The organism is Mesorhizobium sp. NZP2298 (assembly GCF_013170825.1).
Classification (GTDB): Bacteria; Pseudomonadota; Alphaproteobacteria; order Rhizobiales; family Rhizobiaceae; genus Mesorhizobium.
Genome location: NZ_CP033365.1, coordinates 449,761 through 473,819, shown reverse-complemented (window position 1 = coordinate 473,819; position 24,059 = coordinate 449,761). Strand labels below are relative to the sequence as shown.

General features: G+C 64.4%; 22 protein-coding genes. 9 read left to right on the top strand and 13 right to left on the bottom strand.

Annotation, left to right across the window (positions count from 1 at the left end):
- Positions 1-58 precede the first annotated feature (58 nt).
- From pheT to infC, 7 genes are all read right to left on the bottom strand, one after another.
- Positions 59-2,467 carry a phenylalanine--tRNA ligase subunit beta gene (pheT, locus tag EB231_RS02125; RefSeq protein WP_172347380.1) on the bottom strand — a complete coding sequence of 803 codons (2,409 nt, stop codon included), beginning with the start codon at positions 2,465-2,467 and terminating at the stop codon, positions 59-61.
- On the bottom strand, positions 2,464-2,886 hold the full coding sequence (locus EB231_RS02120; protein WP_172347379.1) for a GFA family protein: 423 nt from the start codon (positions 2,884-2,886) through the stop codon (positions 2,464-2,466). The genes pheT and EB231_RS02120 overlap by 4 nt, the downstream gene beginning before the upstream one ends.
- Positions 2,883-3,980, bottom strand: coding sequence for a phenylalanine--tRNA ligase subunit alpha (pheS, locus tag EB231_RS02115; protein WP_172347378.1), 1,098 nt, complete (start codon positions 3,978-3,980; stop codon positions 2,883-2,885). The genes EB231_RS02120 and pheS overlap by 4 nt, the downstream gene beginning before the upstream one ends.
- 142 nt (positions 3,981-4,122) lie before the next feature.
- Complete coding sequence (gene rplT, locus EB231_RS02110; RefSeq protein WP_006201247.1) at positions 4,123-4,524, bottom strand: 50S ribosomal protein L20; 402 nt, start codon at positions 4,522-4,524, stop codon at positions 4,123-4,125.
- Between the two features lie 88 nt (positions 4,525-4,612).
- Positions 4,613-4,816, bottom strand: a complete 204-nt coding sequence (gene rpmI / locus EB231_RS02105) for a 50S ribosomal protein L35 (RefSeq protein ID WP_006201248.1) — start codon at positions 4,814-4,816, stop codon at positions 4,613-4,615.
- Positions 4,817-4,999: 183 nt separating this feature from the next.
- Entirely contained in the window at positions 5,000-5,626 is a 627-nt protein-coding gene (locus tag EB231_RS02100) for a methyltransferase family protein (RefSeq protein ID WP_056568993.1), read from the bottom strand.
- A 224-nt stretch (positions 5,627-5,850) separates the two neighbouring features.
- Positions 5,851-6,387 carry a translation initiation factor IF-3 gene (gene infC / locus EB231_RS02095; RefSeq protein ID WP_010912915.1) on the bottom strand — a complete coding sequence of 179 codons (537 nt, stop codon included), beginning with the start codon at positions 6,385-6,387 and terminating at the stop codon, positions 5,851-5,853.
- A 221-nt stretch (positions 6,388-6,608) separates the two neighbouring features.
- On the opposite strand from infC, the gene EB231_RS02090 reads away from it, so the two are divergent.
- The 4 genes from EB231_RS02090 (at position 6,609) to EB231_RS02075 (ending at position 10,083) form a co-directional block, all read left to right on the top strand.
- Complete coding sequence (locus EB231_RS02090; RefSeq protein ID WP_172347377.1) at positions 6,609-7,379, top strand: alpha/beta hydrolase; 771 nt, start codon at positions 6,609-6,611, stop codon at positions 7,377-7,379.
- A gap of 2 nt (positions 7,380-7,381) precedes the next feature.
- On the top strand, positions 7,382-8,524 hold the full coding sequence (locus EB231_RS02085; RefSeq protein WP_172347376.1) for a benzoate/H(+) symporter BenE family transporter: 1,143 nt from the start codon (positions 7,382-7,384) through the stop codon (positions 8,522-8,524).
- Between the two features lie 117 nt (positions 8,525-8,641).
- A complete protein-coding gene (locus EB231_RS02080) occupies positions 8,642-9,124 on the top strand; it encodes a DUF2852 domain-containing protein (RefSeq protein WP_027047647.1) in 483 nt (160 codons plus the stop codon).
- 200 nt (positions 9,125-9,324) lie between these two features.
- On the top strand, positions 9,325-10,083 hold the full coding sequence (locus EB231_RS02075) for a M48 family metallopeptidase (RefSeq protein WP_140770283.1): 759 nt from the start codon (positions 9,325-9,327) through the stop codon (positions 10,081-10,083).
- Here EB231_RS02075 and EB231_RS02070 read toward each other — a convergent pair whose 3' ends face one another.
- Positions 10,084-10,302: a hypothetical protein gene (locus tag EB231_RS02070; protein ID WP_172347375.1), complete on the bottom strand. Its 219-nt coding sequence runs from the start codon at positions 10,300-10,302 to the stop codon at positions 10,084-10,086.
- A 132-nt stretch (positions 10,303-10,434) separates the two neighbouring features.
- On the opposite strand from EB231_RS02070, the gene EB231_RS02065 reads away from it, so the two are divergent.
- The 5 genes from EB231_RS02065 to EB231_RS02045 all read left to right on the top strand — a co-directional run bounded on the left by EB231_RS02065 (position 10,435) and on the right by EB231_RS02045 (position 15,811).
- Positions 10,435-11,094 (top strand): phosphoribosylanthranilate isomerase, encoded by a 660-nt coding sequence (locus EB231_RS02065; protein WP_172347374.1) that lies wholly within the window; start codon positions 10,435-10,437, stop codon positions 11,092-11,094.
- Between the two features lie 33 nt (positions 11,095-11,127).
- Positions 11,128-12,378 carry a tryptophan synthase subunit beta gene (gene trpB / locus EB231_RS02060; protein WP_172347373.1) on the top strand — a complete coding sequence of 417 codons (1,251 nt, stop codon included), beginning with the start codon at positions 11,128-11,130 and terminating at the stop codon, positions 12,376-12,378.
- A gap of 62 nt (positions 12,379-12,440) precedes the next feature.
- Positions 12,441-13,280, top strand: a complete 840-nt coding sequence (trpA, locus tag EB231_RS02055) for a tryptophan synthase subunit alpha (protein WP_172347372.1) — start codon at positions 12,441-12,443, stop codon at positions 13,278-13,280.
- Between the two features lie 96 nt (positions 13,281-13,376).
- A complete protein-coding gene (gene accD, locus EB231_RS02050; protein WP_172347371.1) occupies positions 13,377-14,303 on the top strand; it encodes an acetyl-CoA carboxylase, carboxyltransferase subunit beta in 927 nt (308 codons plus the stop codon).
- Positions 14,304-14,485: 182 nt separating this feature from the next.
- The gene (locus tag EB231_RS02045; RefSeq protein WP_172347370.1) at positions 14,486-15,811 is read left to right on the top strand and encodes a bifunctional folylpolyglutamate synthase/dihydrofolate synthase; all 1,326 of its coding nucleotides are present in this window, start codon (positions 14,486-14,488) and stop codon (positions 15,809-15,811) included.
- Positions 15,812-15,841: 30 nt separating this feature from the next.
- On the opposite strand, the gene EB231_RS02040 is transcribed toward EB231_RS02045, so the two are convergent.
- The 5 genes from EB231_RS02040 to EB231_RS02020 form a co-directional block, all read right to left on the bottom strand.
- Entirely contained in the window at positions 15,842-16,123 is a 282-nt protein-coding gene (locus EB231_RS02040; RefSeq protein ID WP_056569023.1) for a cupin domain-containing protein, read from the bottom strand.
- Between the two features lie 198 nt (positions 16,124-16,321).
- Entirely contained in the window at positions 16,322-16,648 is a 327-nt protein-coding gene (trxA, locus tag EB231_RS02035) for a thioredoxin (protein WP_115141308.1), read from the bottom strand.
- A 76-nt stretch (positions 16,649-16,724) separates the two neighbouring features.
- Positions 16,725-20,237, bottom strand: coding sequence for a double-strand break repair helicase AddA (addA, locus tag EB231_RS02030; protein ID WP_172347369.1), 3,513 nt, complete (start codon positions 20,235-20,237; stop codon positions 16,725-16,727).
- Positions 20,234-23,368 carry a double-strand break repair protein AddB gene (addB, locus tag EB231_RS02025; protein ID WP_172347368.1) on the bottom strand — a complete coding sequence of 1,045 codons (3,135 nt, stop codon included), beginning with the start codon at positions 23,366-23,368 and terminating at the stop codon, positions 20,234-20,236. Before addB ends, addA begins: the two co-directional genes overlap by 4 nt.
- Entirely contained in the window at positions 23,365-24,039 is a 675-nt protein-coding gene (locus EB231_RS02020) for a nucleotidyltransferase family protein (RefSeq protein WP_246740994.1), read from the bottom strand. Before EB231_RS02020 ends, addB begins: the two co-directional genes overlap by 4 nt.
- Positions 24,040-24,059 lie beyond the last annotated feature (20 nt).

Sequence of the window (24,059 nt, the reverse complement as noted above, 5' to 3'; positions counted from 1 at the left end):
CTGCTCGCAATCCGTAATTCCGGTGGGAAAACCGCTAGGCACTTTCCCCGGGATCGCCTCAGCCGCGCAGAACGCCGCCCGTCTGCTTGCCGACATTCTCGACGATGCGCTTGGCCAGCGCTTCGAAATCCTCGTCGGTCAGCGTCTTCTCGACCGGCTGGATCGACACTTCGATAGCGATCGATTTTTTTCCCTCGCCGAGCGAGGCGCCCTCGAAGATGTCGAACACCGAAACGCCTGTGATCAGCTTCTTGTCGGAGGCCAGCGCCGCGCGGACCAGTGTGCCGGCTTCCACCGTCTTGTCGACGACGAAGGCGAAGTCGCGCTTCACCGCCTGGAAGGCGGAGAGCTCCAGCTTCGGCTTGGTCTTCGTCGGCTTGGCCTTCGGCTCGGGCACGGCGTCGACGAACACTTCGAAACCACAGAGCGGTCCGGAAACGTCCAGTCCTTCCATGGTCTTCGGATGGAATTCGCCGAACGTACCGAGCACGGTCTTCGGCCCGAGCTTGATCGTGCCGGAGCGGCCGGGATGGTACCAGGACGGCCCGCCTGCCTCGATCTGCAGCCGCTCGACCGGCGCGCCGCAGGCTTCGAGTGCCGCGATCGCATCGGCCTTGGCGTCGAACACGCCGACCGGGCCTGAATTGCCGGCCCAGTTGCGGCCGGAGCCGTCGAGCTTGGCGGTGCCGCGGCGCACGCCGGCGGCCACGCGCCGCTGCTGGTCGGCGCCGTCGCCCTCATAAGTGCCCGACACCTCGAACAGCGCGACATCGCCAATGCCCTTGTCGGCATTGCGCTGCGCGGCGGCGATCAGCCCCGGCAGCAGAGACGGCCGCATGTCGGACATGTCGGCGGCGATCGGGTTGGCAAGCTTCAGCGCCGTCTGGCCGCCGCCGAACAGTTCGGCATGTTTGGCCGGGATGAACGACCAGGTGACGGCCTCCATCATGCCGCGCACGGCAAGCGCGCGCTTGGCGGTGCGGGTGCGGACCTGCAGCGTGGTCAGGATCTTCGAATTGACTGCGTCATGCGTGCCGAGCGGCTGCGGCGCGATGTTGTCGACGCCGTGAATGCGCATCACCTCTTCGACCAGGTCCGCCTTGCCGTCGACATCGGGACGCCAGGATGGCACCACCACATCGACGACATCGCCCGAACCCTGCGGCTTGAAGCCGAGGCGCGACAGGATGTCGAGGCCTTCCGCCTTCGGCACCTCGATGCCGGTCAGCCGCGTCACTTCCGACAGTGGGAAGGAGACGATCTTGGGCTTGTGGCCGGCATAGCCGACGACCTCGGTCTCGGCCGGCTCTCCGCCGCAGAAATCGAGCACAAGCCTGGTCGCCAGCTCGACGCCGGGCACCATGAATTCAGGATCGACACCGCGCTCGAAACGGTAGCGCGCATCCGTGATGATGCCGAGCGTGCGGCCGGTACGTGCGGTGGTGATCGGATCCCAGAGCGCCGATTCGATGAGCACGTCGGTCGTGCTCTCGTCGCAGCCTGAATGTTCGCCGCCCATCACGCCGGCGATCGATTCGACGCCGTTGTCGTCCGCGATGGCGCACATGTCTGATGTCAGCGTGTATTCGCGGCCATCGAGCGCCATCACCTTCTCGCCGTCGCGCGCGCGGCGCACGACAAGATTGCCGGCAACCTTCCTGGCATCGAACACATGCAGCGGCCGGCCGCGATCGAAGGTGACGTAATTGGTGATGTCGACCAGCGCGCTGATCGGCCTCAGCCCAATGGCGATCAGCCTTTGCTGCAGCCATTTCGGCGACGGGCCATTCTTGACACCGCGCACGAGGCGCAAGGCGAACCCGGGGCAAAGTTCCGGCGCCTCGATCACCACCTTGACCGGCGTCTCGCCCTTGCCGGAGATCGCTTCGACTGAACCACTTTTCAGCGTGCCGAGCCCGCTCGCCGCCAGGTCCCTGGCAATACCGTAGACGCTGGTGGCATCGGGCCGGTTCGGCGTGAGATTGATCTCGATCACCGGATCGTCGAGATGCGCATAGGACGCAAAGCTGGTGCCGACAGGCGCATCTTCGGGCAGGTCGATGATGCCGTTGTGCTCGTCCGACAGTTCCAGTTCGCGCTCGGAACACATCATGCCATGGCTTTCGACGCCACGGATCTTGCCGACCGTAAGCGTCACGTCGATGCCGGGCACATAGGTGCCGGGCGCGGCGAAGGCGCCGATCAACCCGGCGCGGGCATTCGGCGCGCCGCAGACGACCTGCACGGGGGGCTTGCCGTCGCCGGTATCGACGGTCAGCACGCGCAGCCGGTCGGCATCGGGGTGCTGCACCGCCGTCAGCACCTTGGCGATGACGAAGGGTTTCAGGCTCGACTTATCGTCGACATGCTCGACTTCGAGGCCGATCGACGTCAGCCGCTCGACGATCTCGTTGAGCGAGGCATCGGTCTCGAGGTGGTCCTTGAGCCAGGAGAGGGTGAATTTCATTGGATTGTTCCGTCTGGTCTTTTGACGCTTGATTTCAGGTGTCTCGGCAAGTCGTCGGACATATGCAGGAAGGGCAACTGCTCGCCGACATAGGCATGCATCGTCGGCTCGAAATCGGCCGGCGCGTCCATGGCGCCGAGCATGAAATAGATGTCGTCTTCCAGCCGCTCATCGACATAGGCGATGGGCGAGCCGCAGACGCCGCAGAAGGAGCGCGTCACCGGGCCGTTCTCGTACATCTTCAGCGCCTTGCCGGTGAACGCCACCTGGTCGACCAGGAAGCCGACAAAGGCCGAAACCGGCGCGCCGCTTGCCCGCCGGCAATCGCCGCAATGGCAATAGCTGACGTGGTGCGGCTCGGCCGAAGCTTCGAACCGCACCGCGCCGCAGCGGCAACCGCCGATGTGGGGCGCTGTCATGCGCTCAATCCGCCGAACAGCGTCGGCATGTCGAGCGGCCGGAAACCGTAATGCGACAGCCAGCGCACGTCCGCGTCGAAGAAGGCGCGCAGGTCCGGCATGCCGTATTTCAGCATGGCGATGCGGTCGATGCCCATCCCCCAGGCAAAGCCCTGGTACTCGTCGGGATCGAGCCCACCGGCGCGCAGCACATTGGGGTGCACCATGCCGCAGCCGAGGATCTCCATCCAGTCGGAGCCTTCGCCGAACCGCACTTCGCCGGGCCGCGAGCGGTCGCACTGAATGTCGACTTCAAGGCTGGGCTCGGTGAACGGGAAGAAGGACGGCCGGAAGCGCATCTTGACCGACGGCACCTCGAAGAACGCCTTGCAGAATTCTTCCAGCACCCACTTCATGTTGGCGACGTTAGCTGTCCTGTCGATCACCAGCCCCTCGACCTGATGGAACATCGGTGAATGGGTGGCGTCGGAATCCTGCCGGTAGGTCTTGCCCGGAATGACGATGCGGATCGGCGGCTTCTTAGTCTCCATTGTGCGGATCTGCACCGGCGAGGTGTGGGTGCGCAGAAGCTTGCGCTCACCCTTCTCGTCCGGCTGGAAGAAGAAAGTGTCGTGCATCTCGCGCGCCGGATGGCCGTCCGGAAAATTCAGCGCGGTGAAATTGTAATAGTCGCTCTCGATATCGGGCCCTTCCGCGATCGAGAAGCCGAGGTCGCCGAAGATCGCCGCGATCTCGTCTATGACCTGGCTGATCGGATGGATGCGGCCGCGCTCGGCCGGCGACTGTCGCACCGGCAGCGTCACATCGACCTTTTCCGCGGCCAGGCGCGCGGCGATGGCGACGTCCTTCAATTCGGCCTTACGCGCCGTCAGCGCCTCGGTGACGCGGTTCTTGAGGCCGTTGATGACAGGGCCCTTGAGCTGGCGCTCCTCGGCGGTCATGGCGCCAAGCGTCTTCAGCATTTCGGATATGGTGCCCTTCTTGCCGAAGGCAGCGATGCGCACGGCCTCGATGGCCGGCTCGTCGGCGGCTGATGCGATATCGGCCAGAAGTGAGCTTTCAAGCGTATCCAGGCCGGTGGTTGCGTCGTTCACGGTCAAACTCGCTACGTTGGAAATCTGCGCTAACGTGAAAGTCACGTTCAAGTTGGGTGTTCAGGCATAAGAAAAACCCGCGCCAGCCGTGCCAGCGCGGGTTCCCCAAATCAGAATTGCGAATGCTTGGGAAGCGCTGGTCTTAGGCGACAGCGCTTTCAAAAGCGTTCGGCGTGGTGTTCTTCAGATATTCGAGCGCCACCTTGGCCTTTGCGACCAGGGCTGCGAAGGCCTGCGGCTCGTGGATGGCCATGTCGGACAGGATCTTGCGATCGATCTCGATGCCGGCCTTGTTGAGGCCGTCGATGAAGCGGCCATAGGTCAGGCCGTGCTCATGGGTCGCGGCGTTGATGCGCTGGATCCACAGCGCGCGGAACGAGCGCTTGCGGTTCTTGCGGTCGCGGTAAGCGTACTGCAGCGACTTTTCCACCGCCTGCTTGGCGATGCGGATGGTGTTCTTGCGACGGCCGTAGAAGCCCTTGGCGGCTTTCAGGACCTTCTTGTGCTTGGCGTGCGAGGTGACGCCTCTCTTTACGCGTGCCATGTCATGATCTCCTTAAAAGCAATTCCAGGTGCCTGGCGGCTTTCCGTTCCGAATTGCGTAAAACTAATGCGTGTCCGGACCGAATGCCTCAGAGGCCGTTCGGCAGAAAATTCTTGATGACCTTCTTGCCATCCGGTTCAGCCAGAACCATCGTGCCGCGGGCATTTCGAATGAACTTGTTGGAACGCTTGATCATGCCGTGACGCTTGCCGGCCGCAGCCGACAGGACTTTACCCGTACCTGTGATCTTGAACCGCTTTTTGGCGGCGGATTTGGTCTTCATCTTGGGCATTTTGCTACTCCGTATTGTTGGCGCACTATCGCGCTTCTTGTTCGCTCCGGGCCGACCAAAGCCCGAAAAGCAAATGAAACCGCCACGGCATGCCCTGCCGGGCGGTTCTCTTGAACGGCGGTCCTATACGTCAAAGACGCCTTGTGCGCAACACCTGAGACCGTGCGACGCTGTGTCTCCCGGTCAGGGGAGCGTGAACCACACCGGCAGCATGCCCGACTGCTGGGCGCCGTCGATCAGTTCGAAGGCCGGCAGCGCGATCAGGAACACCAGGCCATCGAGCAGCGTGGTCAACAGCAGGCGCGGCTTGAAGCTGCCCGTATCGCCCTCCTGGTACAGGGAAAGCTTCGGGAAGAAGCGCGGCACCCGCGCAAGATAGGCCGCATACGGCGCGCCGAGCGCTTCCTTGAGGAACTTCTCCTCGCGCAGGATGACGATGTGGAAGGCCCCGGCGCAGAGCAGCGCAAAGAGAATAATGCCGGAGAACGAGCCGATCTGCGCTCCGACACCAGCCGCGGCCACGGTCGAGAATACGTAGAGCGGATTGCGGGTGATCGAATAAGGCCCTCCCGTCACGACTTCGGACGACTTGCGCCCGCCTATGTAGAGCGTCGCCCAGAGGCGTCCGACGATGCCGAGGAAAATCAAGAGCACGCCGAACATCTCGATCGTCTCATGCACCGGCGTGTCGGGCGGGAAGGTCGACTGGCCGAACAGCAGCGCCAGAAACAGCACCACCACAAGCACGGCAAGCACCAGTCGGCGCATCTGCTGGTAGTTGCCCAGCCCGTATTTCACTTCATTGTCCAAGGGGATATCCGATCGTCGAGGAGCCTACCGCACATCGTCCAAAAGTGGCCTCGGTCTTGGGAGGACGACATGCATAAAAACAAAGCCGGCGATCGCAGCTTTCGCCAAGAAACAGGCGTCCCGCCGATCGTCGGGACGCCCTGTAACACAATTCAGGCGGATTTAGAGCGTGATGACGGCGCCTAACCTTATCGTGATCCAGGCAGGTTCCGCAAAATATCCGCCTAGCGCGGCGCCAGCACCATCATCATCTGGCGGCCTTCGAGTTTCGGTTCCGCCTCGACCTTGGCGATGGTGGCCACTTCCTCGCGGACCTTGTTCAGAAGCTGCATGCCGAGCTCCATATGCGCCATTTCGCGGCCACGGAAGCGCAGCGTCAGCTTGACCTTGTCGCCTTCCTCGAAGAAGCGGCGAACCGCCTTCATCTTGGTCTCGTAGTCATGGCTGTCGATGTTGGGGCGCATCTTGATCTCCTTGATCTCGATGACCTTCTGGTTCTTGCGCGCCTCGGCCGCCTTCTTCTGGTTGGCGTATTTCAACTTGCCGAGATCGAGAATTTTTACGACGGGCGGCACCGCATTGGGCGATATCTCGACGAGATCGAGCCCAGCCTCTTCGGCGAGCAGCAATGCGTCGTTTATGGAAACATCGCCGCGGTTCTGGCCTTCGGCGTCGATAAGCTGGACCCGGGGAACCCGGATATCACGGTTGGAGCGCGGCCCATCCTTGGTCGGCGCCGCTGCTTTGAAAGGTCTGCGAATGGTCGTGGTCTCCTTGGCCGTTTCGTTCAGGATTTGTCAGTCTGATGCGTGGACGCGCCAATGTGGTGAGCGCGCGGGCGGAGTCAATAGCACAGCATTGACAGAAAATCACCCTGATCGCTGGCCTGCACCAAACAAAGAAACGGCGAGAGCACTTTTCGCCACGCCTGTGGCTGTGCCACAAGAACGCCGTGCCAAAAGAGGGGCCTGAGGAAAAAGCCATGACCGTCACGCCCCCGACCTTTCTCGATGTCGATGGATCGCGCATCGCGGTGCGCCATATGGCGGGTTCGACGCCCGGCATTGTCTGGCTGGGCGGCTACAAGTCGGACATGCTCGGCACGAAGGCGCAGACGCTGTCGGACTGGGCGGCAAGCGAAGGCCGCGCCTTCCTGCGCCATGACTATTCAGGCCACGGCGAATCCGACGGCGCTTTTGCCGACGGCACGATTTCGAAATGGCTTTCGCAAAGCCTCGCCGTGTTCCGGCACTTCGCCAGCGGCAGCCAGGTCCTGGTCGGCTCGTCCATGGGCGCCTGGATCGCGCTGCGCATGGTGCAGGAATTGCGCAAGGCGGGTGACGCAAACGTCGTCGGCCTGGTGCTGCTGGCGCCGGCGCCGGATTTTACCGCCGAGCTGGTCGAGCCGGCGCTGACCGCGGCACAGAAGCACGACCTCGCCGAAAAGGGCTTCTTCGCCGAGCCCTCCGACTATTCCACGGAGCCCTATACCTACACGCGCGCATTGATCGAGGATGGGCGCAACAACCTGGTGATGACGGGGCCCATCGACACCCATTGCCCGGTTCACATCCTGCAGGGCCTGGCCGATGCGGACGTGCCGTCGAGCCATGCGCTGAAGCTGGTCAGCCTGCTGCCGGCCGATGATGTCACGCTGTCGCTCATTCCCGACGGCGATCATCGCCTGTCGCGGCCGCAGGATCTCGACATGCTGGTGCGGGCGGTCGGTGACATGGCCGGCGGGGGCAAGTGAGAATGCGCCTTTCCATCCCGATCTCGGCCTTTGTCGCCGCCATCGTCGGCTTCGGCGGCACGCTGGCCATCGTCATTGCCGCCGCCCACGCGGTCGGCGCGACGCAAATCCAGACGGCGAGCTGGGTGACGACCGTTTGCCTGGCCATGGCGATCGAAAGCCTGTGGTTGTCATGGCGCACGAAGATGCCCGTTATCACCGCCTGGTCGACGCCGGGCCTGGCGCTGATGGCTGCCTCGACCGGCTTTTCGATAGGCGAGGCCGTCGCCGCCTTCATCGTCACCGCCATCCTGTTGATCGCCACCGGCCTGTTTCGGCCATTGACGCAATTGATCTCCAGGATACCGCCCTCGGTCGCCTCAGGCATGCTGGCAGGCATCGTCGTCACCTTCGCCATCAATGCGGTCAAGACCGTTCCCGTCGACCCCTGGCTGATCCTGCCCCTGATCGCGGCGTTCTTCATCATCCGCCTGTTCAACCCGGCGCTGTCGGTGCTGGCGGTGCTGATCGGCGGCGGTTTCGCCGCGTTTCTCACCGGTCGTGTCGGCGGCCTGCCGACACCCGAGCTGTCGACACTGACGCTGATTGCACCTGACTTCACCGCCAAGGCGATGATCGGCCTGGCGCTGCCGCTCTATCTCGTCACCATGGCCTCTCAGAACCTGTCTGGCCTCGCCGTGTTGCGCGCCGCCGGCTACCATCCGGAGCCCGGCCCGCTGATCGGCGTCACCGGCCTGTTTTCGCTGCTGTCGGCGCCGTTCGGCGGCTCGACCACCAATCTGGCGGCGATTTCGGCGGCAATCTGCACCGGGCCGGACGTTCATCCCGACCCCGCCGAGCGCTGGAAGACCGGGCCGTTCTATGCGCTCGCCTATCTCGTCTTCGCAATCTTCGGCGCCTCGCTGGTGGCGATCTTCGCCGTCCTGCCGCAGAGCCTGATCGTGCTGGTGGCTGGGCTTGCGTTGATGGCCTCGCTCGCCAACGCGCTGGCGATCGCGCTCAAGGACGAGGCCGACCGGATGGCTGCCACCGTCACTTTTGTCGTCACCGCCTCGGGGCTGACACTGTTCGGCGTCGGCGCCGCGTTCTGGGGGTTGATTGCCGGGCTGGGCGTGCTTTTCCTCGACATGCTCAAAAAGCGATAATCATTTCATAAGCTTGTCCGGTTTTGGCGGACATTGTCTTGAATCGCCGTTTTTGCCTTCCCATTTCGATTCCACGCAGCCGGTCCTGGCTGTCTCCAACCGAAGGAATGGGAGAAAATGAACACATCTGCATTGATCCGCCCGGCCTGGACGCCGGCAACCATCGCGTTGATGGTGATCGGCTTCATGGTGTTCTGGCCGCTCGGCTTCGCCATGCTCGCCTACATCATCTGGGGCGACCGGCTCGACGGCTTCAAGCGTGACGTCAACCGCGCGACCGACGGCATCTTCGCCGGCTGCCGCCGTGGTTCCGACAAGGCCGCGCGCTGGGGCAACGGCTCCGCCCGCACCGGCAACGTCGCTTTCGACGACTGGCGCGAAAAGGAGCTTGAGCGCCTCGCCGAGGAACGCCGCAAGCTCGACGACATGCTGACCGAGTTCGACGACTATGCCCGCGAACTGCGTCGCGCCAAGGATCAGGACGAGTTCGACCGCTTCATGGCGAAGCGCAACAAGTCGACCGCTCCGGCGAAGACCGATCCGAGCACTGGCACGACCCCGACCAAGCGTGGCAAGGGCTCGAACCTGCTTGACGACTGAGGCCGAGCGCATGACCCCGAAAACCGAAACCGGTTTTCGGAAAAGGTCATGCGCCAACTTAAAGTGCTACAGCGTCCTTTGCGCGTCCCAGAGGACGCGCGGCGCTGTTGGACAAGCCCGATCGTAAAAACGGCGTCGCGCGAGCGGCGCCGTTTCTTTTTTGTTCTAGTCGTTTTTCTCGAATCGCGTATCGTCCGGCCATGACTATCGGATTCTTTCGCAATCTGACGAAGCCCAAGCCCACGCCTGTCGTGGAGCGCGAATATTGCGTTGCCGGCCGCACGCTGCCGCTCAAGATCGTCGAGAGCGCCAGGGCGCGGCGGCTGACGCTGCGCATCGATTCCGGCGGCCAGGGCCTGCGCATCACCGTGCCGCCGGGCCTGCGCCGCGGCGAGGTGGACAGGTTCCTCGAGCGTCACCAGGACTGGCTGGAGCAGCGGCTCGCAAAAGTGCCGACGCGGCCACAGGTGCGGCCGGGTATCAGGATCCCAATCCGGGGCGTGCCGCACCGTATCGTCCATGAGCCGTCAAAGCGCGGCACCGTCACGGTATCGCGCGACGAGCGCGGGCCGCTGCTTATCGTGCATGGCGACCGGATACATCTGCCGCGCCGCATCGCCGATTTCCTCAAGCGCGAGGCGAAGAAGGAGATCGAGAAGCTGGTGGCCAGGCACACCGAGGCGCTCGGCAAGCGCGCCAAGGCGATCCGTTACAAGGACACGTCCAGCCGCTGGGGCTCCTGCACCTCGGAAGGCAATCTCTCCTTCTCCTGGCGCATCATGATGGCGCCGCAACCGGTCATAAACTACCTTGTGGCGCATGAGGTGGCGCATCTCAAGGAGATGAATCACGGACCGAAATTCTGGAAACTGTGCGAGAAACTCTGCCCCGACACCGACCGCTGCAAGGACTGGCTGAAGCGCAATGGCGGCGCGCTGCAGGCGATCGTGTTCGAGTAGTCAATCGTCGTTAGCCGCATTGAGTTCATCCGGCCGCAACCCCTCATCGCCATGATGCGGCCAGGGCAGGAAATTCCGGTCGAACGTATCGCCACCGAAATAGTCCAGCGCCCGATGCGCTTCGGCGCCGTTGAAGGCGGCCTTGTCCATCAGGTGCGCGATGACCGCCCGCGCCTGCGCGATCTTCTGCTTCAGTTCGGCAATGGTTATGTCGGCCATGATCTTTCTCCCGCCCGGCATGCTGTCAATCCAATCCACATGCTGTCCATCAATAGGTAGCGCCTTTGGCGCTGCTGGCAAACAGCATGCTTTTTCTCGACTCTGTCGCGATTTCATGCCAATTCCCGCGCCATGGCGCTCGACATCAAGATCTGCGGCTTGAAGACCGACCAGGCAATGGCCGCGGCCCTGGCCGGCGGCGCCAGCCATGTCGGCTTTATTTTTTTCGCCAAGAGCCCTCGCTATATCGAGCCGGCGCAAGCCGGGCGTCTGCGCGAAGCGGCGCGCGGCAAGGCCTTGGCGGTCGCCGTCACGGTCGACGCCACCGACGCCTTCCTGGACGGGATCGTCGAAAACATGCAGCCCGACATACTGCAGCTGCACGGTTCGGAAACCCCTGAGCGGGTGGCCGAACTGAAAGTCCGCTACGGCCTGCCGGTGATGAAGGCGCTGCCGCTCAGCGAGGTCGCCGACCTTGACCGGATCAAGCCGTTCATCGGCGTTGCCGACCGGTTCCTCTTCGATGCCAAGCCGCCAAGGGGCTCCGTGCTGCCGGGCGGCAATGGCGTGGCCTTCGACTGGCGCATCCTTGCCGGCCTTGACGCCGGCGTCGATTACATGCTTTCCGGTGGGCTCAACGCCGCCAACATCGGCGATGCCCTTCGGCTTGCCAACCCGCCCGGAATAGACATTTCCTCGGGCGTGGAAAGCGCGCCGGGCGTCAAGGATCCGGCGCTGATCGAACAGTTTTTCCGGGCCGTCAGGGCAGCACGCGACGATCGCGCCGCCTGAACGTGCTTCTAATCAAGATTTAGGAGATCGGCGATGGACCAGCCGGCGACACCCAATTCCTTCCGCACCGGACCCGACGAACAGGGCATGTTCGGCATTTTCGGCGGTCGTTTCGTCGCCGAAACGCTGATGCCGCTGATCCTCGATCTCGAGCGGCACTGGAACGAGGTCAAGAACGATCCGGACTTCAGGGCCGAGCTGACCGACCTGTCGACCCATTATGCCGGGCGGCCGTCGAAGCTTTATTTCGCCGAAGGCCTGACCAGGCATCTTCGTGAGGTTTCCTCGGCGAAGGGCCTGGGCGGCGGCGCAAAGGTCTATTTCAAGCGCGAGGACCTCAACCACACCGGTTCCCACAAGATCAACAATTGCCTCGGCCAGATCCTGCTGGCCAAGCGCATGGGCAAGAAGCGCATCATCGCCGAGACCGGCGCCGGCCAGCATGGCGTGGCGTCCGCCACCGTCGCCGCTCGCTTCGGCTTCCCTTGCGTCGTCTACATGGGCGCCACCGACGTTGCCCGCCAAAGCCCTAATGTCTTCCGCATGAAGCTGCTTGGCGCTGAAGTCCGGCCTGTCACCGCCGGGCACGGCACGCTGAAGGACGCCATGAACGAAGCTCTTCGCGATTGGGTCACCAATGTCGAGGACACCTATTACCTGATCGGCACCGCCGCCGGCCCGCACCCCTATCCGGAACTGGTGCGCGATTTCCAGTCGGTCATCGGCACCGAGGCGCGCGCGCAGATCCTGGAACAGGAAGGCCGGCTGCCCGACACCATCATCGCCGCTGTCGGCGGTGGTTCGAACGCCATCGGCCTGTTCCATCCCTTCCTTGATGACAAGGAGGTCAAGATCATCGGCATCGAAGCCGGTGGGCGTGGTCTCGACGGCATCGAGCATTGCGCCTCGATGAACGCCGGCAGGCCGGGCGTGCTGCACGGCAACCGCACCTATCTCTTGCAGAACGCCGACGGCCAGATCATGGACGGCCATTCGATTTCGGCTGGTCTCGACTATCCCGGCGTCGGCCCGGAGCATTCCTGGCTGCGCGATTCCGGCCGCGTCGAGTACGTGCCGATCCTCGACGACGAGGCACTCGAAGCCTTCAAGCTGACGACGCGCGTCGAGGGCATCATCCCGGCGCTGGAATCCGCGCACGCCATTGCGCATGCGGTCAAGATCGTGCCTGCCATGGACAAGGACCAGATCGTCATCGTCAACCTGTCCGGCCGTGGCGACAAGGATGTCCACACGGTGGCCTCGATGCTGGGCATGGAGATCTAGGCCCTTTGGACAGTTTCGACTTGGGAGTTGATTATGAGCAAAATTCGTCCAAAGGGCCAGACATGACAACCCGCATCGACCGCCGCATGGCGAAGCTGAAGACCGAGGGCCGCCCGGCGCTCGTCACCTATTTCATGGGCGGCGACCCCGACTATGACACCTCGCTGTCGATCATGAAGGCGCTGCCGACGGCCGGCGCCGACATCATCGAACTAGGCATGCCGTTTTCCGACCCGATGGCTGATGGCCCGGCGATCCAGGCCGCCGGCCTGCGCGCGCTGAAAGGCGGCCAGACGCTGGTCAAAACTCTGAAGATGGCCGCCGAATTCCGGACCAGTGATGATGAGACGCCGATCGTGCTGATGGGCTACTACAACCCGATCTATATCTACGGCGTCGATCGCTTCCTGAAGGATGCCATTGTCAGTGGCATCGATGGCCTGATCGTCGTCGACTTGCCGCCGGAAATGGACGAGGAACTTTGTATTCCGGCCTTGAAGGCTGGCATCAACTTCATCCGCCTGGCGACGCCGACCACCGACGACAAGCGCCTGCCCAAGGTGCTGCAGAACACGTCCGGCTTCGTCTATTACGTCTCCATGACTGGTATCACCGGCTCGGCGCTGGCTGACACCGGCAAGGTGGCGGCGGCGGTCAAGCGCATCAAGGGCCATACCAACCTGCCGGTCTGCGTCGGCTTCGGTGTCAAGACCGCCGAACAGGCGCGTGTCATTGGCGCCAATGCCGATGGCGTCGTCGTCGGCACAGCGATCGTCAATGCGGTCGCCAATGTGCTGGGGCCGAAGGGCGAAAAGACCGCCGACCCCGCCGAGGCCGTCGCCACGCTGGTCAGCGGCCTTGCGCAAGGCGTGCGCTCTGCCCGCCTTGCTGCTGCCGAATAGTTCTCCTACCTCAAGTTTGTGCATGTCGCCCAAAACAGGTTCCCACTTTTGGGCGACATGCATTAGCAACTCTTCGTCAGGACAGGAGCCGAAGCGATGAACTGGATCACCAATTACGTTCGCCCGAAGATCAATTCGATGCTCGGCCGGCGCACCGACATGCCCGAGAATCTCTGGATCAAGGATCCCGAAACCGGCGAGATGGTGTTCCACAAGGATCTGGAATCCAACCAGTTCGTCATCCCCTCTTCCGGCCATCACATGAAGATCTCGGCCAAGGAGCGGCTGAAGTACTTCCTCGACGACGGCAAATACGAACAGCTCGAAAACCCGAAGGTGGTGCAGGATCCGCTGAAGTTCCGCGATGAGAAGCGCTACACCGACCGGTTGAAGGACGCCAAGGCCAAGACCGGGCTGGAAGACGCGATCGTCAACGCGCTGGGCACCATCGAAGGCCTGCCGGTGGTGGTGACGGTGCAGGATTTCGCCTTCATGGGCGGTTCGCTCGGCATGGCGGCCGGCGACGCCATCGTACATGGATTTGAGGTCGCCCTGCAGCGCAAGCGGCCGCTGATCCTGTTCGCCGCGTCCGGCGGCGCGCGTATGCAGGAAGGCATTTTGTCCCTCATGCAGCTGCCGCGCACAACGGTCGGCGTCGACCGGCTGAAGGAGGCCGGCCTGCCCTACATCGTCGTGCTGACCAACCCGACCACTGGCGGGGTCACCGCCTCCTATGCCATGCTGGGCGACGTGCACATTGCCGAGCCGGGCGCGCTGATCGGCTTTGCCGGACCGCGTGTCATCGAGCAGACCATCCGCGAGAAGCTGCCCGATGGCTTCCAGCGCTCCGAATATCTGATGGAGCACGGCATGGTCGACATGGTGGTGTCGCGGCTCGAGCTGCGCCAGACAATCGCGCGGCTGTTGAAGATGCTGCTCAAGATGCCGGAGGAGCAAAAGCCGCTGGAGCCGGAAATCCTGCCGCCGGCGGTGGTTGCGACCGAAGCCCGGCCGCAAGCCTGAGAATGCGACACTGTGCATGTCGCCCAAAAGTGACCTCGGTTTTGGGAAGACGACATGCACAAAACACGACTTGACCGCCGCGAACCGCGATTGCGCCATGTCCATGGCGCGCTGTAGCCTTTTGACTGCCATGGCCATTCCGGATTGATTCTGGTGCTCGGGCCATGCGCCGGGATTTTGTCATGACAACGCTTGCCGCCGACCGCGAAATCGAAGCCCTGATGGCGCTTCACCCGAAAGGTTTCGACCTTTCGCTCGACCGCATCACGCGGCTTCTGGAGCGGCTTGGCAATCCGCAGGACTTGCTGCCGCCGGTCATCCACATCGCCGGCACCAACGGCAAGGGCTCCTGCGCCGCCTTTTCGCGTGCGCTGCTTGAAGCTGCTGGCCGTCTCGTGCATGTCCACACCTCGCCGCATCTGGTGAACTGGGCCGAGCGCTACAGGCTCGCCGCCGAGGGGGGTGGCAGACTCGTCGACGATGAGACCTTCGCCGAGGCCATTGCCCGCGTCGCCAAGGCCAATGACGGCCAGAAGATCACCGTCTTCGAGATACTCACCGCCGTTACCTTCATCCTGTTTTCGGAACATCCGGCCGATGCCGCCATCATCGAGGTCGGCCTCGGCGGCCGCTTCGACGCCACCAATGTGGTCACAAGGCCCGCCGTGTCGGTGATCATGCCAGTGTCGATGGATCATGAGGCCTATCTCGGCGACCGGGTCGAACTGATCGCGGCTGAAAAGGCCGGCATCATGAAGCGCGGCTGCCCCGTGGTGATCGGCGCTCAGGAAAGCGAGACGGCGCTGCAGGTGCTGATCGAGACCGCCGAGCGGCTGGAGTGCCCGACCTTCGTCTACGGCCAGGATTTCCTGGCCTTCGAGGAAAACGGCCGCATGGTCTACCAGGACGAGGATGGCCTGATGGACCTGCCGATGCCGCGGCTGCCCGGGCGCCACCAGTTCGCCAATGCGGCGGCGGCGATCGCCGCGGTCAAGGCGGCGGGCTTCGAGGTCAGCCACCGCGCGGTCGAAAAGGCGATGACCAATGTCGCCTGGCCCGGCCGCATGCAGAAGCTGGTGCAGGGCCGGCTGGCGGAGCTGGCGCCGAAGGGTGCCGATATCTGGCTCGACGGTGGCCACAATCCGGGCGCCGGCGTGGTCGTCGCCGAAGCGCTGGCCGAGCAGGAAGAAAAGAACCCGCGCCCGCTGTTCCTCATTTCGGGCATGATCAACACCAAGGACCAGAGTGGCTATTTCCGCGCCTTCAAGGGCCTGGCCCGGCATGTCTATACCGTGCCGGTCAGCATGAGCGATGCCGGCGTGCCCAACGACGAACTGGCGGTCCGCGCCACGGAAGCCGGCCTGTCCGCCGAGCCGGTCAGTTCCGTCGCCAGCGCGCTGATGCTGCTGCGCGACACCTGGGTCGGCCCGCCGCCGCGTATCCTGATCGGCGGATCGCTCTATCTGGCCGGCGCGGTGCTGGCCGAGAACGGCACGCCGCCGACCTGAGGCCGTTCATCGCTTAGTCAATGCGGCCGCTTACTTCAACTCGATCTCGATGAAAGCGTATTCGCCCTCATTGGCGCTGATGACGTCGTGTTCGACGCCCTCCTTGCGGAAATAAGGCACGCCTTTCTTCATCTCGGCGAAGGTTTCGCCGTCCTTGGTTTCCAGCTTGAGTTTGCCGTCCATCAGCGGCACCACGACATAATCGTGGCCGTGGCGATGCCAGCCGGTGTTGTCGCCCGGCTGGAAGCGGTATTCGGTGACGATGACACGCTCATTGTCGATGAAGACGGTGGCCTTGGCGGATCCGGTCATGTCGCTCTCCCTGTTTCTGCTTCCCAGCAGAGGACATGGCGTGCCCTGATGTGAGGGCCAGAGCGGGCCAGCGCATGACCCAGAAAGGATCATGCGCCAAAGCGTCCTTGCGCGTCCAAGGACGCGCGGCGCTGTAGGTGACGCAAACAAAAAGCCCGGCACGATGGCCGGGCTTTGGATGTCAGGAATTCAGTTGGATCAGGCGAGGCTGCCATTGATCCAGTGCGACAGGGCGGTCTTGGGCGCGGCACCGACCTTCATGTCGGCCACTTCGCCGCCCTTGAAGATCATCAACGTCGGGATCGAGCGCACGCCGAACTGCGCGGCAAGCTCTGGATTCTCGTCGATGTTGAGCTTGGCGATCTTGACCTTGGCGCCGAGTTCCGAGGCGATCTCTTCCAGAGACGGGCCGATCATCTTGCACGGTCCGCACCATTCCGCCCAGAAATCGACCACAACCGGCACGTTGGCGTTGAGCACGTCGGCCTGGAAATTATTCTTGTCAACCTTGACGGTGGCACCCATCCGGAAAATCCTTTCGAGAGTTCTTTGTCGCACCAAATGTGGTGGTTGTCTGGCCCTTCTTCAAGCAGGTCTTGTGTCACGCTCCTGTGAGTCGGGCAAGGGCGTCATCCATGGCCTGGGCCGGCAATTCGATCAGCCTTGGCGCTTCGGTGAACAAGAGGGCCGCCTTCACCTCGCGTCCGGGATAAAGCGGCTGTAGCAGCGCGCGATAAAGCGCGAGCTGCAGCAGATAGGCCGGCGGGACTTCAGCCAGCGAGACAGGCGCCGGCCGGTTGGTCTTGTAGTCGACGATCGAAATCGTGTCGGCGGTCACCGCCAACCGGTCGATCTTGCCGGAAATGGAACGCCTTTTCCCCCTCACGTCCAGATTGCCCATGATCGCCACCTCGGCGCGCGACGAGGGCGCGAACAACTGCCCGAGGCGTGGGTCGTCGAGGATGGCGATGACCGATGCAAGGGCCCTGTCCCGTTCTGACGGCGGCCACGCGGCACCCGTTCGCGCGAGATAACGTTCGGCCGCGCCCTGGCGCGAGTTCTCGGCAATGCCGGGCAACATCTGCAGCAACTTGTGCAAAGCGAGCCCGCGCAGCACGGCAAAGCCCGGCTCGGCATCGGCGTCCAGCACCGGCGAAGCCCTGTCGACCACCGCTTCCTTGCCTTCGTCGATCAGCGCCGAGGCGCCGGATGGCGACAGCGGCCGCGGCAGGTCCTCAAAAGGTGGCAAGGGTCGGAACAGGGTCGCCGGCAACGGGTTAAAAGCACCGGCCTGCCGCGCCTGTTCACTGGCGCCCGGCGCGACGGGCGGCAGGTTGGTCACGTGAAAACGATGCACCGGGTCGCCGCCGGCGGGATGTGGACGCTGTTCGCTCTCGGGCGCACCGATCAAGGCGCGACTCACGATCGAATGCCAGGTGCCGGCATTCGGCGCCCGCTTGCCATGGTAGCCGCAGACGATCAGCCGATCCTCGGCACGGGTCATGCCGACATAGAGCAAGCGACGGTATTCGTCGTCGGCGAGTTCCCGTGCCCGCATCGCCGCGGCCTTGGAAAAGCCGTTGGCGACATCGCTGGCCGAGCGCCAGAGATAGCCCTTGCCGTCCCAGTATGTGCCCGAGCCCTTGAAAGGCATCAGGCGCGGCAGATGCTGGTCGCTGAACGGGGCGGAGCCGCCATCGACCAGGAACACGACCGGCGCCTCCAAACCCTTGGCCGCGTGCACGGTCATGACGCGGACCTCGTCACGGGTCTGGTCCATCTCGCGCTTGATCTCGGGACCGGCATTTTCCAGCGTCGACAGGAAGGCCTCCAGCCCAGGCAGGCCGGTCCGCTCCTCGGCAAGGCAGAAGCTCAGGAACTCGTCGAGAATATCGCCGGCCTCCGGCCCGAGCCGCGCGATCATTCTTTTACGCACGTGGTCGCGCGCCAGCAGGCCGGCATAGAATTCGAACACCGGCTTGAAGGCGGCCTCGTCGGCCCAGACGTCGAGTTGCGCGACAATCTTCGCCAGGCGCCCGTTTTCTTCGGCATGCTGGCGCAGCGATGTGGCCAGCGACAGGCCGGGCGCCCTCTGCGCGGCGAGTGTGAACAGCGTCTCCTCCGGCAGGTCGAAGATCGGGCTGCGCAGCACGGCGGCGAGCGACAGGTCGTCCTGCGGCTGGATCAGCAGATGGCCGAGCGCGATCAGGTCCTTGACCGCGATATGGCCGGGCAGGCTCAGCCGATCGGCGCCGGCAACCGGAATGTCTCGGCGTTTCAAGGCGCGGGTCAGCGCATGGACGAAGCTGTCGCGCTTGCGCACCAGCACCAGCACGTCGCCAGGCCGCAGCCGCTTGCCGCGGCCCTCGATGATTTCGCCCCTGCCGATCCAGCCGGCAATGGTGGCCGCCACATTCTCGGCAACACGCACCGCGGGTGCGTGGGCGTGGTCGATCGCCTGCGTCCAGTCGTCGGGCTCGTCGACGGCTTCAGTGCCGAGCGACGGCCAGACCTCGACATAGCCCGGCGCATCGGTGCGGATCGCCTTGTGGCTCAGCGGATCGGGATCGTGGCTGATGCCGCGCCGCACGACAGGATCGGCAAAGACGCGGTCGACGGCGACCAGTACGTCGTCGGTCGAGCGGAACGACCAGGTCAGCTTGAGGTCGGCGAACGACGCCTCGGCATCGCGCACCCTGCCGGCAAACAACAGCCGGCTGTCGGCGAAGGAGTCGGGTGCCGCGCCCTGGAAGGAATAGATCGACTGCTTTTCGTCGCCAACGGCAAAGACCGTACGGTGGACCTTGTCGCGCGCACCGAGCCCGGCGAAAAACTCCTCCGCCAGCCGCTTCACCACCTCCCATTGATCAGGGCTGGTGTCCTGCGCTTCGTCGAGCAGAATGTGGTCGATGCCCTGGTCGAGCTTGTATTGCACCCATGGGCCGGCATCGGGCCGTGCCAGCAGGTTGACCGTGCGGGTGATCAAATCGTTGAAGTCGAGAAAGCCGCGACTGCGCTTCAGCACCTCGTAGCGGGCGATCAGCCAGTCGGCGATGGTTAGCGCCGCGGCCGTGCCTTCCAGCATCCGGAACAGCGCCAGCCGGTCGACGGTTTCGATGATGGCGTTCGCGGCCGAGAGATAGCGTTCGGCCAGATCCGGCAGGCTGTCGGTCAGAGCCTTCTTGAACGCCTTTGCCGGATCATAGGGATCGCCATCGGTCTTGAGGAATGCTCTTGCGAGCAATTGCAGGCGGTGAATGGAATCGCTCTCCGCGAAGGCCTGACGCGCATAGGGCAGGATGTTGTTCAGCACCGACCTTGCGTCGGTGGATTCGGCGGCCTGGGCAAAGCCGGCGAAATAGTCGGGCAGGAAGCCGGGCAGGGGCCAGGCCGATGCCGCCAGGCCCTCGGCGGTCTGGCCGGGGCGGAAATGGAATTCATCGAACAAGGGTTGGAAACCGTCATGCCCAACGGCATCGAGAAAATGCCGCAACCCGTCCCGCTTGCGCACGATCTCGCCGAGCAATGCGTCGAGACCGGCCTCGCCGCCGCGCTCCAGCACAGTGGCGAAGGCGTCGGCCAGATCTGGATTGCCGGCAGTCGTGCCGGAGATCATCTCGCGACGCGCGGCGGCGAACAGCGATGCCTCCATTTGGCCGTCGAGCATCTCGAAATGGGCCGGGATGTTGGCTTCCAGGGGAAATTGATGGAGCACGGATTCGCAGAAGGCGTGGATGGTCTGGATCTTCAGCCCGCCCGGCGTTTCCAGCGCCTCGGCGAACAGGCGCCGCGCCCGGCGCATGGTGTCGCGATCGGGCCGGCGCCCTTCCAGTGTTTCGATCTTCACGGCCAGCTCGGCATCACCGAGCACGGTCCAGTCCGACAGCGTGGAAAAGACCCGGTTCGACATGTTGGCGGCGGCGGCGCGTGTATAGGTCAGGCACAGGATCTTCGACGGGTCGGTGCCGTTGAGCAGCAGCCGGATGACACGCTGGGCCAGCACATGGGTCTTGCCGGAGCCGGCATTGGCAGACACCCAGGCGGAATTCATGGGATCGGCGGCGCGGGCCTGGCTGGTCGCGGTGTCGCTCGGGATGGGATAGGCCTTCTTCATGCCTCCCCTCCCTCGTCACCGGCATCGCCGCCGGCCGACCATTCGAGCACGCGGGCGAGGTGGTCGTAGTCGCCGTCGGTCTCGCCTTCGCGAAACGGCAGCGCGCGCGACAGATATCCGGTTTGCGGATCGGTGTAGTGGACCAGCAGCTTTTCCAGCCGTGCCCAGGCTTCCTCGGCAAGATCGGCCGCGGTTCGCGGCTGGCGGTTGTGTTCGAGGATGGACTCCTCGAACACCTCGCCATTCGGCTTCAGCCTGACAAAGGCCAGTTGCGACGGCTCACGCGCGCCCAGATCCTTGAAGGCGCCGCGCCTCAGCAGAGCGCCCTCCAGCGCCAGTTGCGGCGCCAGCAGCGTGTGCGCCTGCGCCTTGGAGGGCGAGGAGCCTGTCTTGTAGTCCAGAATATCGGCCATTCCGCCGGCCAGCAGGTCGACGCGGTCGGCGTAGCCGGACAGCGTGACGCCGGACTGTCCGACAGTGGTCTTCCCCGCCCTCTCCTCGGCATGCCGTTCGACTACCGCATCGGCGCGTGTGCGCTCCCATTCGATGATGTTGGCGGCGAGCTTCTCGAAGCGCGGCCACCACACCGCCTCGACATCGGCCGGAAGGGCAGCCTCGGCAAAGCAGGCGCGGCCGGCGGCAATGAGGCCGGCAAGCGCCTCGGGCGCGCGCGGATCGGCCACCTCGGACGAGAACAGATGCAGGATGGCATGGAACAGCGTGCCGCGCTCGGCCGCGCCGGGGTCTCGAATCACAGGATCGAGCGGCATCAGGCCGAGGATCCGTCTCGCGTAGACGGCGTAGGGATCACGGCGCAAGGTCTCGATCTCGGTGACCGAGAAATGCGTCGGGCGCACTGACAATGGCGGCTTCGGTTGCGGTCGCGGCGCGAAATCCTGCTTCGGTCCGGTATCGAGCGCACGGGCCCAGGCGAGCAGCTCGTCGCCGCGCCCGCGCAGGGTTGCCGCCTGCTCGTTGCCGATGAAGGTGAGCAGCCGCTGCAGCCAGCGCGATGGCACGGCGGGTGCGTCGCCGGAACGCGCGGAGCGGGCCAGCAAAACCTTCTTGGCACCCATGGCCATCTGGAAATCATGCGCGGCAAGGCCAATGCGCCGTTCCGGCGGTTCGAGATCGATGCCGGTCTTCATCAGCCGCGACATGAAGCGGTCGCTCTCCGGCTTGCGCGGCCACACACCTTCGTTGAGCCCGCCAATGACCAGCGTGTCGACATCCTGCAGCCGCGCTTCCAGCGCGCCCCAGATGGCGATGTTCCGGTCGGTGCCTTGCGCCGGCTTGACCGTTTCGGGCGCGATCAGCGCGTCCATCACATCGGGCCATTCGCTCGCCGCGAACGACAGCGTGGCCGAAGCGGCGACCAGCCCGCGCAGCAGTTCGGCAAGCTTTTCGCCGGCGTCATCGGCATAGAGGTCGGCAAGGCCGCCATCGGCGGCGCGGCCGAGATTTTCCAGGGCCACAACGCTGGCTTTGACCAAGGCGGCAAGATCGGCATCCCCCTGGCCGCGAAAGGCCATCAGCGGAGCCAGGGCTTGCTTCAGGCCTTCGAGCAAATTCCGCGCGCTTTCGATGGCGCGCACGGTCAGCCGGGAGAACCAGAAGGGCGGCCGGCTGTCATCATCCAGGCCGGTGAGGCGGGCCTCGAACAGTTCCGGCAGCGACGCGATGTCTGGGCGGCCGGTGCCGCCGCGCAGCGCCACCAGTTCGACCAGCTCCGCAGCATGGCGCGCATCGGCGCGTTCGAGACCGAGGCCTAGCAGCGGATGCTTGAGCAACGACAGCAGGCCGACCGGATCGCCAGGCCGGAACACTGCTTCGAGGGTCAACCGGAGCAGGCTGGCCGCGGGCGTGTTGGCGAGCGGCGTGCCGCCGGAATCGTCGGCGACGACGCCGAAGCGCTTGAGTTCGACCGAGACACGCCGCGCCAGCGCGCGATCGCCGGTGACGAGGGCAGCTCTTTGGCCCGGCTCCTCTACCGCCTGCTTCAGGGCGACGGCGATGGCGACGGCTTCGTCGCGTTCGCTGGCTGCTTCAAGCAGGGTCACGCCGGCGAAGGCGCCTGCAATATCGGGCGCCGAAAATCCATTGCGCGTTTCGGCCCATAATTCGGTGGTCTCGGCTGGCCGCAGTGCTTCGCCGACAAGCGCGGCGCGAAGCGCAAGGTGCGGTTCGGCCGCGCTGACTTCCTCGACATCCGAGCGCAGCACGCCGATCTTGCCGATCAGCCTGGCGAGACCATATTGCGGGTGGCCAAGCACCGCAGGCCGTGCTCCGGGAGCGATGAGTGCCTGGAAGGATGCTTCGTCCAGCGCGCGGTCGAGCCCAGGCAGCACGATGGCGCCGCCGGGCAAGCGGGCGATCGCGGCAAGCAGCTCCGCCGTGGCCGGTATCGAGCCGGTGGAGCCGGCGGCGATGACCGGTCCGGCCGGCGGATTGCGCCGCAGCCGCGCCGCCTCGGAGCGGATCAGCGCGCTGCGATGCGCGGCCGGATTGGAGCGGTCGCTTTCACTGAGGAATTTCGGCCAGGCATCGGTGACGATGCCGAGGAATTCGAGCGTTACTTGCCACCAGCCGGCGAGGTTGCCTGTCACCAGATCGGCGAGCTTGGTCCAGTCGGTACCTTCCGTCTCGATCTCGTCCATCAGCGCCGCGAGATCGCGCGCCAGCCAGATCGCGTCTGCGGTGGACGCGGGGATGACGATCTCCTCCGCGAAAAGCTTCGCCACATGCTCCGGCAGCCGGCGTTTCCAGGCGCGTACCAGCGGCGTCAGCAGCAGCAGGCGTTCGGTTGCCGAGATCGGCGGCGCGAGATCGATCGCCGCCGATGGCTCGGCATCGAACGCCGCTTCGTCCTCGTCGAACTCGCCGAGCGGACGGATGACCGGCAGGATCGCCGAACCGCCGCCGCCGCGCGCCGCGAGACTGTCGACGAAGACACCGCGCAAGGCGCGCGCGGCACGACGTGTCGGCACATAGATGGTGACATCGGCCAGAGCGAGCGGATCGCCGTCGAAGCGAAATCCGGGAACCAGTCGGCCGGCAAGCAGCGCCTCGGCCAGCGTCGGCAGAAACGGCGCTCCGGGGGGGATAGAGAAAACGCGGCCTGTGCCGCTCATTGCGACTCGGTCAGCGCGCCGGCGACTGCAGCTTCAGCGAGCGGAATGGCTTCGGGCGTGCCGACAGTGATCCAGTGGCCGTGCAGCGGCATGCCGAACAGGCGGCCGGTGGCGATGGCTTTGTCGAAATAGGCGTTGAGCGAATGCGGTTCGGCGGATGCGTCCGCGAACAGGCGCGGATGGATGATCGCCGCGCCGGCATAGATCAGGCCTGCCGGATCCCCTTTTGAACGCCGCAGGGCGCCGTCCGGCGCTACCAGGAAGTCGGTTGAGCCGCAGTGTCCGGTCGCCTGATGGAGATCCGCCAGCATCAGCAGAATATCCATTTTCGCGGCGTCCCATGCAAGGGCGAGGCGGCCGAGATTGAGCGGGCCGTGATCGATCCAGAACGTGTCGGCGTTGAGGATGTAGAAGGGTTGTTCGCCCAGTTCCGGTAGCGCCTTGACGATGCCGCCGGCCGAATCGAGCAGCCGGTCGCTCTCATCGGAAATGACGATGCGGGGCTCATGGCGCGCCGCGACATGGGCAACGATCTGTTCGGGAAGATAGTGGACGTTGACGACGGCCTTGGCGACCCCGGCGGCGGCGAGGCTGTCGAGGCCCCAGTCGAGCAAGGTCTTGCCGGCGATCCTGACCAGCGGCTTGGGGATGGTGTCGGTGATCGGCCGCATGCGCTTGCCAAGCCCGGCGG

Coding starts and splice junctions, on each gene's coding strand:
- pheT (WP_172347380.1), bottom strand. CDS start 2,467: ATGAAATTCACCCTCTCCTGGCTCAAGGACCACCTCGAGACCGATGCC.
- EB231_RS02120 (WP_172347379.1), bottom strand. CDS start 2,886: ATGACAGCGCCCCACATCGGCGGTTGCCGCTGCGGCGCGGTGCGGTTC.
- rplT (WP_006201247.1), bottom strand. CDS start 4,524: ATGGCACGCGTAAAGAGAGGCGTCACCTCGCACGCCAAGCACAAGAAG.
- rpmI (WP_006201248.1), bottom strand. CDS start 4,816: ATGCCCAAGATGAAGACCAAATCCGCCGCCAAAAAGCGGTTCAAGATC.
- EB231_RS02090 (WP_172347377.1), top strand. CDS start 6,609: ATGACCGTCACGCCCCCGACCTTTCTCGATGTCGATGGATCGCGCATC.
- EB231_RS02085 (WP_172347376.1), top strand. CDS start 7,382: ATGCGCCTTTCCATCCCGATCTCGGCCTTTGTCGCCGCCATCGTCGGC.
- EB231_RS02080 (WP_027047647.1), top strand. CDS start 8,642: ATGAACACATCTGCATTGATCCGCCCGGCCTGGACGCCGGCAACCATC.
- EB231_RS02075 (WP_140770283.1), top strand. CDS start 9,325: ATGACTATCGGATTCTTTCGCAATCTGACGAAGCCCAAGCCCACGCCT.
- EB231_RS02070 (WP_172347375.1), bottom strand. CDS start 10,302: ATGGCCGACATAACCATTGCCGAACTGAAGCAGAAGATCGCGCAGGCG.
- EB231_RS02065 (WP_172347374.1), top strand. CDS start 10,435: ATGGCGCTCGACATCAAGATCTGCGGCTTGAAGACCGACCAGGCAATG.
- trpB (WP_172347373.1), top strand. CDS start 11,128: ATGGACCAGCCGGCGACACCCAATTCCTTCCGCACCGGACCCGACGAA.
- trpA (WP_172347372.1), top strand. CDS start 12,441: ATGACAACCCGCATCGACCGCCGCATGGCGAAGCTGAAGACCGAGGGC.
- accD (WP_172347371.1), top strand. CDS start 13,377: ATGAACTGGATCACCAATTACGTTCGCCCGAAGATCAATTCGATGCTC.
- EB231_RS02045 (WP_172347370.1), top strand. CDS start 14,486: ATGACAACGCTTGCCGCCGACCGCGAAATCGAAGCCCTGATGGCGCTT.
- EB231_RS02040 (WP_056569023.1), bottom strand. CDS start 16,123: ATGACCGGATCCGCCAAGGCCACCGTCTTCATCGACAATGAGCGTGTC.
- trxA (WP_115141308.1), bottom strand. CDS start 16,648: ATGGGTGCCACCGTCAAGGTTGACAAGAATAATTTCCAGGCCGACGTG.
- addA (WP_172347369.1), bottom strand. CDS start 20,237: ATGAAGAAGGCCTATCCCATCCCGAGCGACACCGCGACCAGCCAGGCC.
- addB (WP_172347368.1), bottom strand. CDS start 23,368: ATGAGCGGCACAGGCCGCGTTTTCTCTATCCCCCCCGGAGCGCCGTTT.
- EB231_RS02020 (WP_246740994.1), bottom strand. CDS start 24,039: ATGCGGCCGATCACCGACACCATCCCCAAGCCGCTGGTCAGGATCGCC.